General features: G+C 68.3%; 12 protein-coding genes. 6 read left to right on the forward strand and 6 right to left on the reverse strand.

Annotation, left to right across the window (positions count from 1 at the left end; translation table 11 throughout):
• Positions 1–24 precede the first annotated feature (24 nt).
• The gene (locus DEO45_RS08025) at positions 25–1,578 is read left to right on the forward strand and encodes an oligopeptide:H+ symporter (protein WP_114342332.1); all 1,554 of its coding nucleotides are present in this window, start codon (positions 25–27) and stop codon (positions 1,576–1,578) included.
• Between the two features lie 75 nt (positions 1,579–1,653).
• Here the strand turns inward: DEO45_RS08025 and DEO45_RS08030 are convergent, their stop codons facing one another.
• Positions 1,654–2,487, reverse strand: coding sequence for a DUF72 domain-containing protein (locus tag DEO45_RS08030; RefSeq protein WP_114342335.1), 834 nt, complete (start codon positions 2,485–2,487; stop codon positions 1,654–1,656).
• A complete protein-coding gene (locus tag DEO45_RS08035; protein WP_114342338.1) occupies positions 2,484–3,278 on the reverse strand; it encodes a phosphatase PAP2 family protein in 795 nt (264 codons plus the stop codon). Before DEO45_RS08035 ends, DEO45_RS08030 begins: the two co-directional genes overlap by 4 nt.
• A 151-nt stretch (positions 3,279–3,429) precedes the next feature.
• Here DEO45_RS08035 and DEO45_RS08040 point away from each other — a divergent pair, with 151 nt between their 5' ends.
• The 3 genes from DEO45_RS08040 (at position 3,430) to DEO45_RS08050 (ending at position 7,530) form a co-directional block, all read left to right on the forward strand.
• Positions 3,430–5,109, forward strand: coding sequence for a serine hydrolase (locus tag DEO45_RS08040; protein WP_114342340.1), 1,680 nt, complete (start codon positions 3,430–3,432; stop codon positions 5,107–5,109).
• 60 nt (positions 5,110–5,169) lie between these two features.
• Positions 5,170–6,804: an alpha/beta hydrolase gene (locus tag DEO45_RS08045; protein WP_114342343.1), complete on the forward strand. Its 1,635-nt coding sequence runs from the start codon at positions 5,170–5,172 to the stop codon at positions 6,802–6,804.
• A 231-nt stretch (positions 6,805–7,035) separates the two neighbouring features.
• The gene (locus DEO45_RS08050) at positions 7,036–7,530 is read left to right on the forward strand and encodes a DUF3761 domain-containing protein (RefSeq protein WP_114342346.1); all 495 of its coding nucleotides are present in this window, start codon (positions 7,036–7,038) and stop codon (positions 7,528–7,530) included.
• A 57-nt stretch (positions 7,531–7,587) separates the two neighbouring features.
• Here the strand turns inward: DEO45_RS08050 and DEO45_RS08055 are convergent, their stop codons facing one another.
• From DEO45_RS08055 to DEO45_RS08065, 3 genes are all read right to left on the reverse strand, one after another.
• A complete protein-coding gene (locus DEO45_RS08055) occupies positions 7,588–8,022 on the reverse strand; it encodes a VOC family protein (RefSeq protein WP_114342349.1) in 435 nt (144 codons plus the stop codon).
• Between the two features lie 105 nt (positions 8,023–8,127).
• Positions 8,128–10,536, reverse strand: a complete 2,409-nt coding sequence (locus DEO45_RS08060; RefSeq protein WP_114342351.1) for a DUF3772 domain-containing protein — start codon at positions 10,534–10,536, stop codon at positions 8,128–8,130.
• Positions 10,537–10,640: 104 nt separating this feature from the next.
• A complete protein-coding gene (locus DEO45_RS08065; protein ID WP_114342355.1) occupies positions 10,641–11,129 on the reverse strand; it encodes a GFA family protein in 489 nt (162 codons plus the stop codon).
• A gap of 102 nt (positions 11,130–11,231) precedes the next feature.
• Here DEO45_RS08065 and DEO45_RS08070 point away from each other — a divergent pair, with 102 nt between their 5' ends.
• Positions 11,232–13,076 (forward strand): ABC transporter ATP-binding protein, encoded by a 1,845-nt coding sequence (locus DEO45_RS08070; RefSeq protein WP_114342358.1) that lies wholly within the window; start codon positions 11,232–11,234, stop codon positions 13,074–13,076.
• Between the two features lie 92 nt (positions 13,077–13,168).
• On the opposite strand, the gene DEO45_RS08075 is transcribed toward DEO45_RS08070, so the two are convergent.
• Positions 13,169–14,224 (reverse strand): twin-arginine translocation signal domain-containing protein, encoded by a 1,056-nt coding sequence (locus tag DEO45_RS08075; protein WP_189339700.1) that lies wholly within the window; start codon positions 14,222–14,224, stop codon positions 13,169–13,171.
• Between the two features lie 138 nt (positions 14,225–14,362).
• On the opposite strand from DEO45_RS08075, the gene DEO45_RS08080 reads away from it, so the two are divergent.
• The gene (locus DEO45_RS08080) at positions 14,363–15,127 is read left to right on the forward strand and encodes an AraC family transcriptional regulator (protein WP_189339701.1); all 765 of its coding nucleotides are present in this window, start codon (positions 14,363–14,365) and stop codon (positions 15,125–15,127) included.
• Positions 15,128–15,171 lie beyond the last annotated feature (44 nt).

A 15,171-nucleotide genomic window follows, 5' to 3' on the forward strand; every position in this document is an offset into this window, starting at 1 on the left:
GTCGCCCCGATCCCGGAGTGGAGCATGAACATCACCCCCGAACGCGCCGAGGGCCGCCTGCCGCGGCAGATCGCCTACATCATCGGCAACGAAGGCTGCGAGCGCTTTTCCTTCTACGGGATGCGCAACATCCTCACGCCGTTCCTGATCACCACGCTGTTGCTGTACATGCCGGAAGGGCAGCGCACGCTCGCGGCGAAGGACGTGTTCCATACCTTCGTGATTGGCGTGTACTTCTTTCCGCTGCTGGGCGGCTGGCTGGCGGACCGCTTCTTCGGCAAGTACCACACCGTGCTGTGGATGAGCCTGGTGTATTGCGCAGGCCATGCCTGCCTGGCGGTCTTCGAGCACAGCCGCCTCGGCTTCTTCACCGGCCTGGGCCTGATCGCGCTGGGCGCGGGCGGCATCAAGCCGCTGGTGGCCTCGTTCGTGGGCGACCAGTTCGACCAGTCGAACAAGCACCTGGCGAAGATGGTGTTCGACGCGTTCTACTGGATCATCAACTTCGGTTCGTTCTTCGCATCCTTGCTGATGCCGCTGTTCCTGCACCACTTCGGCGCGGCGGTGGCGTTCGGCATCCCCGGCGCCCTGATGTTCGTCGCCACCGTGGTGTTCTGGCTGGGCCGCCGGCAGTACGTGATGCTGCCGCCGACACCGCCGGACCCTAATGCGTTCTCGCGGATATTGCGCACGGCCTTGGTGACCCGTCGGCCGGGGCAGGCGCGGCCCGGCTTGTGGATTGCGGCCGCCGGCGTGCTGATGGCACTGGGCGCCTTCGCTTTCGCCGGCACGCTGGGTTTCGTGATCGTGGCCTGCCTGGCGCTGGTGGCGCTGATCGGCGGCGTCGGCGGCGGCGCCTGGCTGCAGATGGAGCGCGCCCGCGGTCGTCACCCGGACGCGGCAGTGGATGGCGCGCGCAACGTGTTGCGCGTGCTGGTGATCTTCGCGCTGACCACGCCGTTCTTCTCGCTGTTCGACCAGAAGGCCTCGACCTGGGTGGTGCAGGGCCACGAAATGACCATGCCGTCGTGGTTCCAGCCGGCGCAGATGCAGGCGCTGAACCCGCTGCTGGTGATGTTGCTGATCCCGTTCAACAACCTGGTGCTGTACCCGTTGCTGCGCCGCCTCGGCTACGAGCCCACCGCGCTGCGCCGGATGACCGCCGGCATCGCGTTCAGCGGTCTGGCCTGGATCGTGGTGGGTGGCCTGCAGGTCGTCATCGATGGCGGCGACCCGCTGTCGATCGTATGGCAGGTGCTGCCGTACGCGCTGCTGACGTTCGGAGAGGTGCTGGTCTCGGCTACCGGGCTGGAGTTTGCCTACAGTCAGGCGCCGACGTCGATGAAGGGCGTGGTGATGAGTTTCTGGAACCTCACCACCACGGTCGGCAACCTGTGGGTGCTGCTGGCCAACGCGGCGGTGCGCAACGAAACCGTCACGGGTTCCATTGCCGGCACGGGGCTCAGCGTCACCGCGTTCCAGATGTTCTTCTTCGCCGCGTTCGCCTTGCTCGCCGCGCTGGCGTTCGGGTTGTATGCGCGACGCTATCGCGAGGTGGACAATTATCGCGCCGTTTGAGTTGTGGCCGATGTAGGGCGGGCACCGCCCGCCACTCCTGGCGATACATCGAAAAACCGGCGGGCGGTGCCCGCCCTACGACATCAGGTCCACGCGTGACTGCAGCGCCATCGCCGCGGCGGGGTTGCGGTGCTTGGCGGCGCTGATGAAGAACACGAACACGTCGCGGGGTGGCCCTTGCGGTTGCCGTGCGGCGGCGTGCGGCAATTCGGCGATGTCGTTGCCCGCGGCCCAGGCGCACGCGTGGCCGGCCCAGCGATCCAGCTCGGCTGGCGCGTAGCCGGCGGAGAACTCGTCGGCGCTGCGCATCAGCCGCGCATAGGCGAAGTTGCCGGTGAGGTCGGCCAGCGAAGGGTAGTCGGGCGAGTCGGTGAAGACGGTGGGCACGCGATGTGCGCGCGCCAGTTCCACGTAGCGCGGGTCGAGGAAGCTGGGGTGCCGCACTTCCAGCACGTGGCGCAGCGGCTGGCCGTCCAGTGCGCGCGGCAGCGCATCGAGGAAGGCGCCGAGGTCGTCGGCATCGAATCGCAGTGAGGGCGGCAACTGCCACAGGATCGGTCCCAGCCGGTCACCCATTTCCGCCAGCCCGCCGTGCACGAAGCCGCTGACGCCCTTGCCGGTGTCGGCCAGCCGCCTGCCTTCGGTGATGTAGCGCGGCGCCTTCAGCGAAAACACGAAACCGGCCGGCGTCTCGGCCGCCCACTTCGCGTAGGTCGCCGGCTTCTGCGCGCCGTAGTAGGTGCCGTTGATCTCGATCGCGCGCAGCTGGCGGCTGGCGTATTCCAGCTCGCGCCGCTGCACCAGTTTCGCGGGGTAGAAGTTGTCGCGCCACGGCGCGTAGTTCCAGCCGCCGATGCCGACGCGGATGCGCGGGCCGTCGTGGCTGGCGGGGGCGAACAGGTCGTTCATGGCAATGTCCTCGTTGCCGTCATGCGCAGGTGTTCGGCGGCGCCGATGCACAGCACCAGCCACGCCGCGCCCGCGGCATAGCCGGCCATCACGTCGCTGAAGTAGTGCACCTGCAGCAGGATGCGGCTGATCCCGACCATGCCGACCAGCAGTACCGTGGCGGCGATCACCGCGCGATGGAAGCGCGGCGGCAGCAGGCGCAGCAGCACGTAGGCGAGCATGCCGTAGAACACGATGGCACCGAACGCGTGACCGCTGGGGAAGCTCCAGCCGGATTCGACGATGAAGCCGTGGTCGTGCAGCGGCCGCACCCGCCGGAAGATCGCCTTGAGGCCGCCATTGATCGGCAGGATGCCGAGCAGGGCCACCACCCAGATACCCGCCAGCCGCCAGCGCCGGCGCAGCAACAGCAGCAGGGCCACCACGGCGGCCGTGGGCGCCACCCACCACAGGTCGCCGAGATGGGTGACCACGGCGATGCCGCGCAACACCGGCAGCGGCAACTGCGCATGCAGGTGCTCGGCCAGGTCGGCGTCGAAGCGTGCCAGCTCGCCGACCGGCTGCCCGGCGACGGCAGCGGCGATGGCGAGGAACAGCAGGGCCAGCACCAGCAGCAGGATCAGCCCGGCCTGCCAGCGCAGCACGATCGGCGCACGGCTGCCGGCAAGCGCACGGCGTTGCCAGTGCGCGTTGCGCTGCCAGGCCAGATCGCCCGCCAGCAGCACCAGCAACAGCAGGAGTGCCCACAGCCGCAGGGCGTGGGCGGCGATCCATTCCACCATGGGGTCCATCGCGTTCCTCGGTCGGACGTGGCCGCGCGGCGCGGCATGCTGGCGCCATGATCGGTGCAGCGGCATGCGGCGTCGAGTCGTGACTTCCAGCGCTGGCCTTGCCCCCCGGTTTGCCGCGATAGTGGCGGCCTTGCCAACCGCGGAGCCTTCGATGTCCCAGCGACCCCTTTCCCTGCGCCTGGCGCTGTGCTGCGCGCTGCTCGTTTTCGCCACCGCCGTTTCCGCGCAGGCACCGGCCGCTAAGTCGCCGCCGCCGGTCTCCACCGGCGACACCGCGCGGCCGATGCTGCCGGCCCAGCTGCAGGAGTTCTCCGCCTACGTCGACAGCGCACGCAAGACCTTCGACGTGCCGGGCATCGCCGTGGCGATCGTCAAGGACGGCAAGGTGGTGCTGGAGCAGGGCTTCGGCCTGCGCGAGATCGGCAAGCCGGGCCAGGTCGACGCGAACACGCTGTTCGCGATCGCCTCCAACACCAAGGCGTTCACCGCCGCAGCGCTGCAGCAGTTGGCCGAAGCCGGCAAGCTGAAGATGGACGATCGGGTGATCGACCACCTGCCGTGGTTCCGCATGTCCGATCCGTACGTCACCCACGAGATGCGCATCCGCGACCTGCTGGCGCACCGCAGTGGCCTCAGTCTCGGCGCCGGTGATCTCCTGTACTGGCCGCCGACCTCGTACAGCACGAAGGAAGTGGTCGAACGCCTCGCCAACGTGCCGATCAGGAACGGCTTCCGCAGCGGCTACGCCTACGACAACATCCTGTTCGCGGTGGCCACCCTGGTGATCGAGCAGGCCTCCGGCCAGAGCTACGCCGACTACCTGCGCGAGCACCTGTTCAAGCCGGTCGGCATGGACGAGTCGCTGGTCGACATGACGTATCTGAAGCCCGGCATGGACGTGGCCATCGGCCACGCCAAGGCCGACTTCAAGGATCTCAAGCCGGTGCCGCCGATGGCCTGGCTCAACGACCCCGGCGCCGGCGGCATCTACTCCAGCGTGCACGACCTGGCGAAGTGGATGAACGTGCAGCTGGCCGGTGGCGTTTTGCCCACGATGGGCACCGACGGCAAGCCGGCGCGGCTGTTCTCCGAGGACAGCCAGCGCGAGATGTGGAGCGTGCTGACCCCGATCAGGGTCGGCAAGCCGCCGGTTCCGGAACTGGCGCCGCTGGTGCCGAACTTCTCCGGCTACGGCGAAAGCTGGTTCCTGTCCGACTACCGCAGTCAGAAGCTGGTCTGGCATACCGGCGGCTGGCCCGGCATGGTTTCGCGGGTGACCCTGGTGCCGGGGCAGAAGCTCGGCGTGGTGGTGCTGACCAACGCCGAATCCGGCGCTGCGTTCAATGCGGTCACCTTCCGCGTGCTCGATGCCTATCTGAACCCGGAGCACAAGACCGACTGGGTGGCCGCCTACGACAAGGCGGTGAAGAAATTCGAAGCCAAGGCCGACGACAGCCTGACCAAGCACGAGGCGGCGCGCGACAAGCACAGCAAGCCGTCGATGGCGCTGGCGAAGTACGCCGGCACCTATCGCGATCCGTGGTATGGCGATGTGATCGTCAGCCACGAGGGTGGCAAGCTGCGCCTGCGTTTCTCCAAGACCGCGCAACTGGTCGGCACGATGACGCCGTGGCAGCACGACACCTTCACCGTGCGCTGGGACGACCGTACACTCAACGCCGACGCCTTCATCACTTTCAGCCTGGACGTGGACGGCCATGTCAGCGAGGTGCGCATGCAGCCGATCTCGCCGCTGACCGATTTCAGCTTCGACTTCCAGGACCTGCGTATGGTGCCGGTCGCGGACAAGCCGGATACCGGCAAGCATTGAACAGGCGCCGGGGTCGGTCGCGGCCCCGGCCTTTCCACTGCCGTGATACGGGGGATCGACATGCGTGACATGCATCGTGCAGTAGCGATCGTGCTGGGCTGCGGGCTGTTCGCCGGCGTGGCGCTGGCCCGTACCGACGCGCCGGCGGCGCACAGCCCGTTCCGGGTCGAACTGGGCAGTGCGCAGCACGAACCGGTTTCCGGCCGCCTGTTGTTGTTCGCCGTCGATGCCAAGGCAGCCACCGCCGCGGCGAAGGACGGCAAGGTCGACGAGGTGGATGCGAATCCGTTCGGCGCCGTGCAGGCTTCGGTGGCCGCGCGCGAGGTGGGCCGGCTGGTGCCGGGGCAGGGCGTGGAGATCGACGCCGATGCGCTGGCGTACCCGGCCCGCTGGTCGCAGCTGCCGCCCGGAGACTACTTCGTGCAGGCGGTGCTCGACACCCATCATGACTACAGCTACGGCGGCCGCGGCGCGGGCGACCTGGTCAGCCCGGTGGTGAAGGTGCATCTGCCGGCCGCGACGCCGCCCAGACTGAGCCTGGATCGCGTGCTGCCTGCACGCGATCCGTGGAACCTGCCGGCGCGCTACTTCAGCGACACCACCCGCAAGCACCTCGACGAGGCGCGCCGGGCCGCCCAACCGCTCGACTTCGTCAGCCCGGCGCTGAGCGCGTTCTGGGGACGGCCCATCCACATGCGCGGCTGGGTGCTGTTGCCGCCGGGCTACGACCCTGGCGCGAAGCAGACCTGGCCGGTGGTGTATTCCACCCATGGCTACGGCGGCAGCGCGGCCTCGCTCGCCGGCAGCGCCGCGATGGTCTATGGCGCGATGGCCGAGCGCCAGATGCCGGCGATGATCTGGGTGTTCCTGGACCAGTCCAGCCCCACCGGCACGCACGAATTCGCCGATTCGGTGAACAACGGGCCATGGGGCACGGCGCTCACCACCGAGCTGATCCCGCAGCTGGAATCCCGTTACCGCATGGATGCGCGATCGTCCGGCCGCTTCCTCACCGGGCACTCCTCCGGCGGCTTGGCCACGCTGTGGCTGCAGACGCGCTATCCGAAGATCTTCGGTGGCACCTGGTCGACCTCGCCCGACCCCAGCGACTTCCACGACTTCACCGGGGTGGACCTGTACGCGCCGAACGCGAACGTCTATCGCCGGGCGGACGGTTCGGCCTACCCGCTGGTGCGCGACAAGGGCAAGGTGATCGCCAGCTTCGAGGCGTTCGCGAAGCTCGAGCGCGTGCTGGGCGAGTACGGCGGCCAGATGGCCTCGTTCGAATGGGTGTTCTCGCCGCGCGGCGCGGATGGCCGGCCATTGCCGATGTTCGACCGCGACACCGGTGCGGTCGATCCGGCGGTGGTGGATTACTGGCGCGAGCACTACGACATCGCCCACCTCGTGCACACGAACTGGCCGCGGCTGAAGCGCGACCTCGACGGCAAGATCCACCTGATCGTAGGCACCGCCGACACGTTCTACCTCGACGGCGCCGCGCACAAGCTCAAGGCGGTGCTGGACGGACTGGGTGCGAAGTCGGACTTCCGTTTCCTGCCGGACCGCACCCATTTCGACCTGTTCGTGCAGGGCGACGACCGCACGGCCCTGCTCAAGCAGATCAGCTGGGAGATGTATGCCATCGCGCGGCCGGGCGCGAAGCTGAAGCACGTCGCCGCCGCCACGCCGTAGCGGCTTGCGCGAGGGCGCGGGAGACGGGTCGCGGGCCGGGGCATGCCCGCCTCGTATCCCGCCGGTGCCGTTGCCATCCCGCAAATTCATTCGAAGCGGCCAACGCCGAATGAATACCCTGCCGCCTTCACGTTCTGCGGTAACGATTTTGCGGCATAGTCGTTGCCGCAAGCGCCGCGGTTGGGGGGTGCTTGGGAGTGTCACCGCGAATCCACGTTGGAGGGAATCTGCATGAAATCTTCAAGTCTTGTCGCCATCGCACTGGCCTGTCTGCTGGCGATGCCGGCTGTCTATGCGCAACAGGCGTCCGCCCCGTCCGGTTCGACCGGCCAGTGCAAGGACGGCAGCTACACCAGCACCGCCACCAAGCGCGGCGCCTGCAAGGGCCACAAGGGCGTAAAGGAGTGGTATTCGGCTGCCAGTGCTCCGGCGGCCAAGGCTGCGCCGGCTGCTGCTGCACCGGCGCCGGCTGCCGCGCCTGCCGCACCGGCTCCGGCCCCCGCTGCCGCGCCGGCCGCCAAGCAGCATCGCGCGATGCCGACGCCGGCCGCCAACGCGGCAGCGGGCGGTGGCCCGGGCATGGTATGGGTCAACGACAGCAGCAAGGTCTACCACTGCCCCAGCGACAAGTGGTACGGCAAGACCAAGCACGGCGAGTACATGAGCGAGGCCGACGCCAAGGCCAAGGGCAACCATCCCGAGCATGGCAAGGTCTGCACGCCGTAACGGCGCTGCCGCAATCCGCGTGACCAGGAGGCCGGCGCAAGCCGGCTTCTTTTTTTGTCAGGCCGGCCCGGGCTGCCACGGGTCGTAGCTGCCGAAGTACCACAGATGGCCCTCCGGGTCGTGGCAGCTGTAGCCGGCGCCGCCGTACTCCTTCTCGGCGTACTCGTCGACGATCACCGCGCCGGCGGCCTTGGCCTGCCGGTAGTGCGACTTGCAGTCGCCGACGGTCACGCAGGCGCACTGCGTCTCGCGGCCGCCGATCTCGTCGGGTTGCGCAATGTGCTGGCCGAATTCGTTGTCGCGCACCTCGCCGAGCATGACCATGCCGTGGCCGTAGGTGAGCTGGGCGTGTTCCACGCCGCCACTTTCATTTTCGTGGACGGCCTGCTTCTCGAAGCCGAACGCCTTGCACAGCCAGTCGATCGCGGCGTGAGCGTCGCGGTAGCGCAGGCAGGGGATGATGGTGCTGCCATGGGGATGGGGTACCGGCATGACGGAGCTCTCCTCGGGCGGAAACCGCATGCAGGCTAGCGCGCCGGGCGTTTCCCGTCTGTCAGGCCACCATAGCGGCGGGGGATTCTCGCGATGGACGCCACCTCAGCCGGTGTGTTCGTCCTCTTCCGGCAGGGGCGGCAGCGTGCGCACCAGCATGCTCTGCGGGCTGGTCATCGGCAGCCCTTCGCTGCGCAGGGATTCGAGGATCTCGAACAGCAGCTCGCTCTTCACGCCGCTGACTTCGCGCGGGCTGCCGACGTAGGCGACGCAATTGAACGTCATCACGCCGGTGGCGACATTTTCCAGCTGCACGTACGGCCCCGGCGCGGCCAGCGTGTCGCGGTGCGAGCGCAGGATTCCCAGCACCAGTCCGCGAACCTTGCCGGCAGGGGTATCCAGCGGCATCGGCAGCTTGATCTGCACACGCCCCTGCGCATTGGCCAGGGTCACGTTGCGCACGTTCTGGGTGATCAGCTGCGAGTTCGGCACGATCACGGTGGAGCGGTCCCACATCTGGATCTCGGTGGCGCGCACGTTGATCCGGCGGATGTCGCCCTCGACGTCGCTGCTCAGGCTGACCCAGTCGCCCACCTTCACCGGCCGCTCGACCAGCAGGATCAGGCCAGAGATGAAGTTCTGCACGATCGCCTGCAGGCCGAAGCCGATGCCCACCGACAGCGCGCTGACGATCCACGCGATGCTCTTCAGGTCCACGTGCAGCGCGGCCAGCGTCAGCACGAACACCAGCATGCCGCCGAGATAGCCCAGCAGGGTCACGATGGACTCCTGCATGCCTTTTTCCATGGCGGATTTCGGCAGCAGCTGCTCGCGCAGCCAGCGCTTGAGCGTGCGCAGCACGAACAGTCCCGCGACCAGCACCAGTGCGGCGCCGAAGATGCTGCCCGGGTCGATGGCCAGTTCGCCGAGCTTGAAGCTGCCCAGGGTCTGTTCGGCGCTGGCCAGCAGGTCCTTGGGGCCGGCGCCGAAGGGCGTCAGCACGGTCGCCATCGCCAGCAGCACCAGCCCGACGCGGCAGATGCCGGCGAGCAGGATGGCGGTCTGCTCCAGCGCATGCGGCGCCAGATCGAAGCCGGCCTGCAGCCGCTGGCCGCTGCGCCCGTGCGGCGACAGCAGGGTGTTGATCAGGTCGGTGAGCAGTTGGATCAGCAGGTACACCGTGGCCACGATCACGCCGATCCAGAGCATCTGCACGGCGACGAAGAACGCCAGAGCGATGAAGCCGGTGGCCACGCCCAGCCAGCTGATCGCCACGCCGAGGGCGGCGGCGGCGGCGAGCAGGCCGATCCATACCGGCCGCTGCTCCCGCTCGGCGTCGCCGGTGGCCAGCTCGCGGCGACTGCGCCGCATGCGCAGCAGGGCCGCGCCGATCAGTCCGCTGATGACCAGGGCGAACAGGCCGCGCGTGGTCACGGTGGCCGGCAGGCTGCTGCCGATCACGCGGCTGATGCGGTCGAGCAGGCCGAACAGCAGCGCCGCCGCGGCCAGCAGCCAGGGGATCGGCCGTAGCCGCTGCGCCGCCAGGTCCGACAGCGCCGGCAGGCGCCAGGACGGTCGCTGCACGGAAAGGAGTGCCCGCCCGAGTCCGGTCACGTAGGCAGCGAAGCACACCAGCCTGACCACGTTGGCGGCCAGCGCGGCGAGATCGTCGTCGAGGATGTCGTTCCAGTTCAGCCCAAGATAGGCCAGTTGCGCGGCCAGCCCGGTGGTGAGGACGGCGGTCAGTGCCACCGCGGTGGCCATCGCACTGCGCCGCAGATGGCCGTCCGGTACGCAGCGTGTGGCCAGCATCAGCAACAGCCGTTCCAGTACCCAGCGACCGCCGCCCAGCAGCAGCGCGGCAGCGATCAGGCACCACACCAGGGGCTGCCGGTTCGGCGGCTGCCATGCCTGCGCCATGGCAGCGGCGAAACGCGAGCCGAGGCGATTGATTCGCACCGTGTCATCCGGAAACGCCCGTACCGGATCGGCCCAGAACGTGCGGCTGAACGGCGTCGCCGTGCGCGAGGCCAGCCGTGCCTGGAACTCGTCGTTGCGCAGGCCGCTGATCTGAGCCGCCAGCTGCGTCGCGCCCTGGCCGAGCAGTTGCGCCTGCTTGATCTGCGCATCGAGATCGGTCTGCGCCTTGTCCAGCTTGCGGCGCTGCACGGCGACCTCCGGCGCCTCTGCCGGTGCGCCCTTGGCGGGGGGTGGACCCAGCACGGCAAGCTGCGCCTGCAGGGCGGTCATTTGCGGCGCAAGGCTGGCGGCCAGCTGACGCGCCTGGTCCTGCACGCCAAGCGCGGTGCTCCGCAGGTCGGCCAGCGGCGTCCCGGACTTGTTGTCCTTCAGTGCGGCCTTGACGGTGTCGAGCTGGCCGCCCAGCTGGTCCAGCGTCTGCGCCGGGGTCGCCGCCGACGCGGCAGCCGGGGGTTGATCGTTGTTCTGGGCAAGCGATGCGGTGCTGCCGAGGGCCAGCAGCAGGAACAGGAGGCAGCGGAACAGGGTAGGCATCCGCCCATGATCGGAGCGCCGCTGCGAGTGGTCAATCGCGCCGGGCGGATCAGCGGTTGTCTTCGCGGCTGGCGTTCAGACTAGGCGAAATGCGCCGACGCGGCTCAGGGCGAGGGCCTCGCTGCCCGCAATGCGGCACGCCGTTCCAGGCTGGCCGCCGGCCATGCCTGCTCGATCTCGTAGAACTCCGCCACCGCAGGCACTCCCGGCGGCAACACCACCCACGGCTGCCTGGTCGAGGTGTAGATATGGATGTCCGGCGGCAACCGCCACGGTTCGGCCAGCGTGCCCACTCGCACGAAGGCCACCGCCTTGCCGCCGCCGGGGTAGTGGCTCCACAGCGCCACGTGGCAGTTTGCGCAGCGCGCGATCCGCTGGCCCTTGCCGCTCGCCGATGGGGTGTCGACCATCACCGGCTCGCCCTGCAGCAACTCCACGCGATCGGTCTCGATCATCGCGTTCAGCGCGAATGCACTGCCGGTCTCGCGCTGGCACCAGCTGCAGTGGCAGCAGTGCACGAACAGCGGCGCGCTGGCGAGGCGATAGCGGATCGCGCCGCAGGTGCAACTTCCCTCAAGGGTCTCAATGGTCATATTGCTGGTCCCGCGTGGTCACGACGGAGAGAGGCCGCATCGTCACACCGCATCGTTCGGGCTTCAAGCACAATGGCCGTCCCCGCAAGTCCGGAATGCCCCATGCTTTTCCGCTGGTTCGAAGCCCTGATCGACGCATTCAAGGACCCGGTCGATGGCATGCCGCCGACGTCGGTATGGCGCTTCTACGCGTTCTACCTGCGCCAGGTGTGGCCGGTGTTCGCGGTGGCGATCGCGGTGGGTTTCATGGTGGCGATCGTCGAGGTGTCGCTGTTCGGCTTCATCGGCCGCATCGTGGACATGGCCAGGGGCGCGCCGGCGGCGGATTTCTTCCGGCAGCATGGCAATGAATTGTTGTGGATGGGTTTCGTCGCGCTGATCGTGCGGCCGCTGGCGATCGGCGTGCACGACCTGCTGGTGAACCAGGCCATCGTGCCCAGCCTGACCAACCGCATCCGCTGGCAGAACCACCGCTACGTGATCCGCCAGAGCCTGGGTTTCTTCCAGAACGACTACGCCGGCCGCATCGCCAACCGCATCATGCAGACCGGTGGCGCGCTGCGCGAGTCGGCGGTGCAGATCGTCGATGCGATCTGGTACGTCACCATCTACACCGGCAGCGCGATCGTGCTGTTCGCGCAGGCGGACCTGTGGCTGGCGGTACCGCTGGTCGCATGGGTGTTCGCCTATGTCGGACTGCTGGCGTTCTTCATCCCGCGCATCAAGCAGCGCTCGTGGCTGGCTTCGGAGGCGCGCTCCAAGCTGATGGGGCGCATCGTCGACGGCTACGGCAACGTGCTCACGCTGAAGCTGTTCGCGCACACCCGGCGCGAGGAAGCGTATGTGGCCGACGCGATGGCCGAGCAGACCGACAAGCTGCGCCGCATGACCCGTGTCACTACCGCGCTGGATGCCAGCATCACCACGCTCAACGGTTTCCTGATCGTCGGCACCTCGGCGTTGGCGCTGTGGCTGTGGAGCGAGGGCCGGGTGACGGTGGGCGCAATCGCGCTGTCGACCGGGCTGGTGATCCGCATCAACAACATGTCTGGCTGGATCATGTGGGTGGTCAACGGCATCTTCGAGAACGTGGGCACGGTGCAGGACGGCATCACCACGATCTCGCGGCCGCGCGCGGTACAGGACCGCAAGGGCGCGATGCCGCTGGAGGTGACCAGCGGCGCGGTGCATTTCCACGACATCCATTTCCATTACGGCAAGCAGGGCGGGGTGATCGCGGGACTGGAACTGGCGGTGCGCGCGGGCGAGAAGATCGGCCTGGTCGGCCCGTCCGGCGCGGGCAAGTCCACCCTGGTCAACGTGCTGCTGCGGCTGTACGACCTGGAGGCGGGGCGCATCCTGATCGACGGACAGGACATCGCCGGTGTCACCCAGGAAAGTCTGCGTTCGCAAATCGGCGTGGTGACCCAGGACACCTCGCTGCTGCACCGCTCGATCCGCGACAACATCCTCTACGGCCGCCCCGACGCCAGCGAGGCGCAGATCGCGGAGGCCGTGCGCAAGGCGCGCGCCGACGAGTTCATTCCCGCCCTGGTGGACGGCGAGGGGCGCACCGGTTACGAGGCGCTGGTGGGCGAGCGTGGCGTGAAGCTGTCCGGCGGCCAGCGCCAGCGCATCGCGATCGCCCGCGTGCTGCTGAAGGATGCGCCGATCCTGGTGCTGGACGAGGCCACCAGCGCGCTGGATTCCGAGGCCGAGGCGGCGATCCAGGACAGCCTCGACCTGCTGATGCAGGGCAAGACGGTGATCGCCATCGCGCATCGCCTGTCCACCATCGCGCGCATGGACCGGCTGGTGGTGCTGGACAAGGGCCGCATCGTGGAAACCGGCACGCACGCCGGGCTGGTGGCCCGCGACGGGCTGTATGCGCGGCTGTGGAAGCGGCAGACCGGGGGCTTCGTGGCGGTGGAGGATGAGTCGGCTTGACCATCGCGTTCGCGTGTCTTGTCTACCGCGACCAGGTGCGAACATCGTGTCTCGTGGTTTTGGGGCACGAGCACGCGGCAGGCACATCCGGTTCAGGCGATCAATTCGCGGTGCGGGTTGCGGCCGAACGGGGCCGATCTGTCCACGCGCAGGGCTGCGGCGACGTAGGCCCAAAGGCCTTCCGGCGGTGAAGCGTGTTCGGATGGCGAGCCGCCCGGACCCTGTCGTCCGGCGGTGCCGGTCTTGACGTACTTGCCGATGACCGTCGCCGTGCCGCCCGGCACATGGTCCGAGCCCGGCAGTGTCCGGCTGAATTCGCCGGTCAGCAGTACCACGACATTGCGACGCGGCAGGGTCATCACGCGTTCGAGGAAAGTGATCAGGGACGGCGTGATGGGGGCCATGATGTCGCGCGCCAGTGTTCCGGCGTCGTCGTGGTGCGTGTCGAACTGCCGGTCAGGGCGTCCCGTGTAGGCGGGTTGCGCGAAGATCACGCCAGGACCGGCGTGGATCATGGATTCGATGCCGGCGAAGGTCGCCCGCTGGCTGTCGATGGCAGTGCTTCCGGCAGACACGCCGTAGGCGCTGCGGATGGCATCGAGTTGCGCGATCGGCAAAGGCCCGCGTGCATCGTCGAGACTGAGACAGTGCTCCAGCGTGACACGACCTTCCGCCGGGGGCATCGCGGCGACGCCGGCCGGCAGGCCAAGGCTGTTCACGACGACGCAACGGGGCGCGGGGTCCGGCATGGCTGCGGCCATGCGCAGCAGCCGGCTGCGTGATGCACTTTCCAGCATCGCTGCGCGCGCGTCCGCATGCGGGTAGAGGCCGTGACGGAAATCGATCGACGCCATGTGCGCCAGGGCTGCCTCGGGCAGGGCGCCAAGCGAACCCGCATCGACGCCAAGGCCATTGCCGAGGTGGCGGACGTTGTCGGCGGTCACCCCGAAAGCACCGCCGGGAAGAAACGAGTCCGCACTGTTGAACAGGCCCGCCGGGCCCCCGTTGAGCCAGAGCACGACGAGGGTCGGCCGTTCGGGCGCGTCGCGGGTTTCCGCCAGGAGGGGTTGCCTGCCCAGCGCGAGCGCCCCGGCGATGGCCGCACCTGCCTTGAGTACCGTGCGTCGCGAGATGGGGTGGTCGTTCATCGGATGGCCTCCAGTTGCGCCTGTCTCATGGGCGGTGCCGCGGGTGTGTCGGTGAAACCCGGGCGTGGCGTTGCGGCGGAACAGCCCTGCGCCCAGAATCAGCGTAGTCGTGTCCGTATATCGACAGGAAGCCATGCTGTGTCGCATTCCAGACAATCCATCGGTGCGTCTCGGGCGTGGCCGGCAACCGCGCTGGCCAAGGATTACCCGAAGGGGTGCCTGATCCCGCGGCATCGGCACCGGCGTGGGCAACTCATCTACGCCGCGTCGGGCGTGATGCAGGTAACCACCCGCGAAGGCATCTGGATCGTTCCGCCGCAGCGTTCGCTGTGGGTGCCCGCCGCAATGCCGCACGAGATCCGCATGGAAGGCCATGTCGCCATACGCACGTTGTATCTGGACCGGGACGTGGGGGCGCTACTCGGCGACCATTGCAGGATCCTGGCGATCACGGATCTGCTCCGCGAACTCATCCTGGCGATGGTAGGCGCGCACGAAGCCAGGGATGCGCAACGCATGCGTATGATGTTGCCGCTGCTGCTGCACGAGTTGCATGGCGCCGACGAGGCGGCCATCCACATCCCCGTGCCGTCGGATCCGCGATTGAAGAAGGTATGCGCCCGTCTGCTGGCCGACCCGACCCGGGCCGATACGCTGGACCAGCTGGCGCGACAGGTCGGCGCAAGCAGTCGGACCCTGGCGCGCCTCTTCGAGAGCGAGTTGAAGATGAACTTCGTGCGCTGGCGGCAGCACGTCCGGTTGGCCCGTGCGTTGAGCCGACTGAATGCGGGCGCGTCGATCAAGAGCGTGGCGCGTGATGCTGGCTATGCCAGTTGCAGCGCCTTTTGCGTGATGTTTCGGCGGATGATGGGCAGCACGCCCACCGGTTACGGCGGCGGATGATCGCCTGAGCCAGCGGGCCGGCCGTAGGCCCCGGTGGACTCGTG

This window comes from Rhodanobacter denitrificans (genome assembly GCF_003335105.1).
Classification (GTDB): Bacteria; Pseudomonadota; Gammaproteobacteria; order Xanthomonadales; family Rhodanobacteraceae; genus Rhodanobacter; species Rhodanobacter denitrificans_A.

Bases quoted from the DNA above. Each gene is read 5' to 3' on its own strand.
- DEO45_RS08035 (WP_114342338.1), bottom strand. From the start codon at position 3,278: ATGGACCCCATGGTGGAATGGATCGCCGCCCACGCCCTGCGGCTGTGG.
- DEO45_RS08055 (WP_114342349.1), bottom strand. From the start codon at position 8,022: ATGCCGGTACCCCATCCCCATGGCAGCACCATCATCCCCTGCCTGCGC.
- DEO45_RS08075 (WP_189339700.1), bottom strand. From the start codon at position 14,224: ATGAACGACCACCCCATCTCGCGACGCACGGTACTCAAGGCAGGTGCG.
- DEO45_RS08070 (WP_114342358.1), top strand. From the start codon at position 11,232: ATGCTTTTCCGCTGGTTCGAAGCCCTGATCGACGCATTCAAGGACCCG.
- DEO45_RS08040 (WP_114342340.1), top strand. From the start codon at position 3,430: ATGTCCCAGCGACCCCTTTCCCTGCGCCTGGCGCTGTGCTGCGCGCTG.
- DEO45_RS08060 (WP_114342351.1), bottom strand. From the start codon at position 10,536: ATGCCTACCCTGTTCCGCTGCCTCCTGTTCCTGCTGCTGGCCCTCGGC.
- DEO45_RS08045 (WP_114342343.1), top strand. From the start codon at position 5,170: ATGCGTGACATGCATCGTGCAGTAGCGATCGTGCTGGGCTGCGGGCTG.
- DEO45_RS08065 (WP_114342355.1), bottom strand. From the start codon at position 11,129: ATGACCATTGAGACCCTTGAGGGAAGTTGCACCTGCGGCGCGATCCGC.
- DEO45_RS08050 (WP_114342346.1), top strand. From the start codon at position 7,036: ATGAAATCTTCAAGTCTTGTCGCCATCGCACTGGCCTGTCTGCTGGCG.
- DEO45_RS08030 (WP_114342335.1), bottom strand. From the start codon at position 2,487: ATGAACGACCTGTTCGCCCCCGCCAGCCACGACGGCCCGCGCATCCGC.
- DEO45_RS08025 (WP_114342332.1), top strand. From the start codon at position 25: ATGAACATCACCCCCGAACGCGCCGAGGGCCGCCTGCCGCGGCAGATC.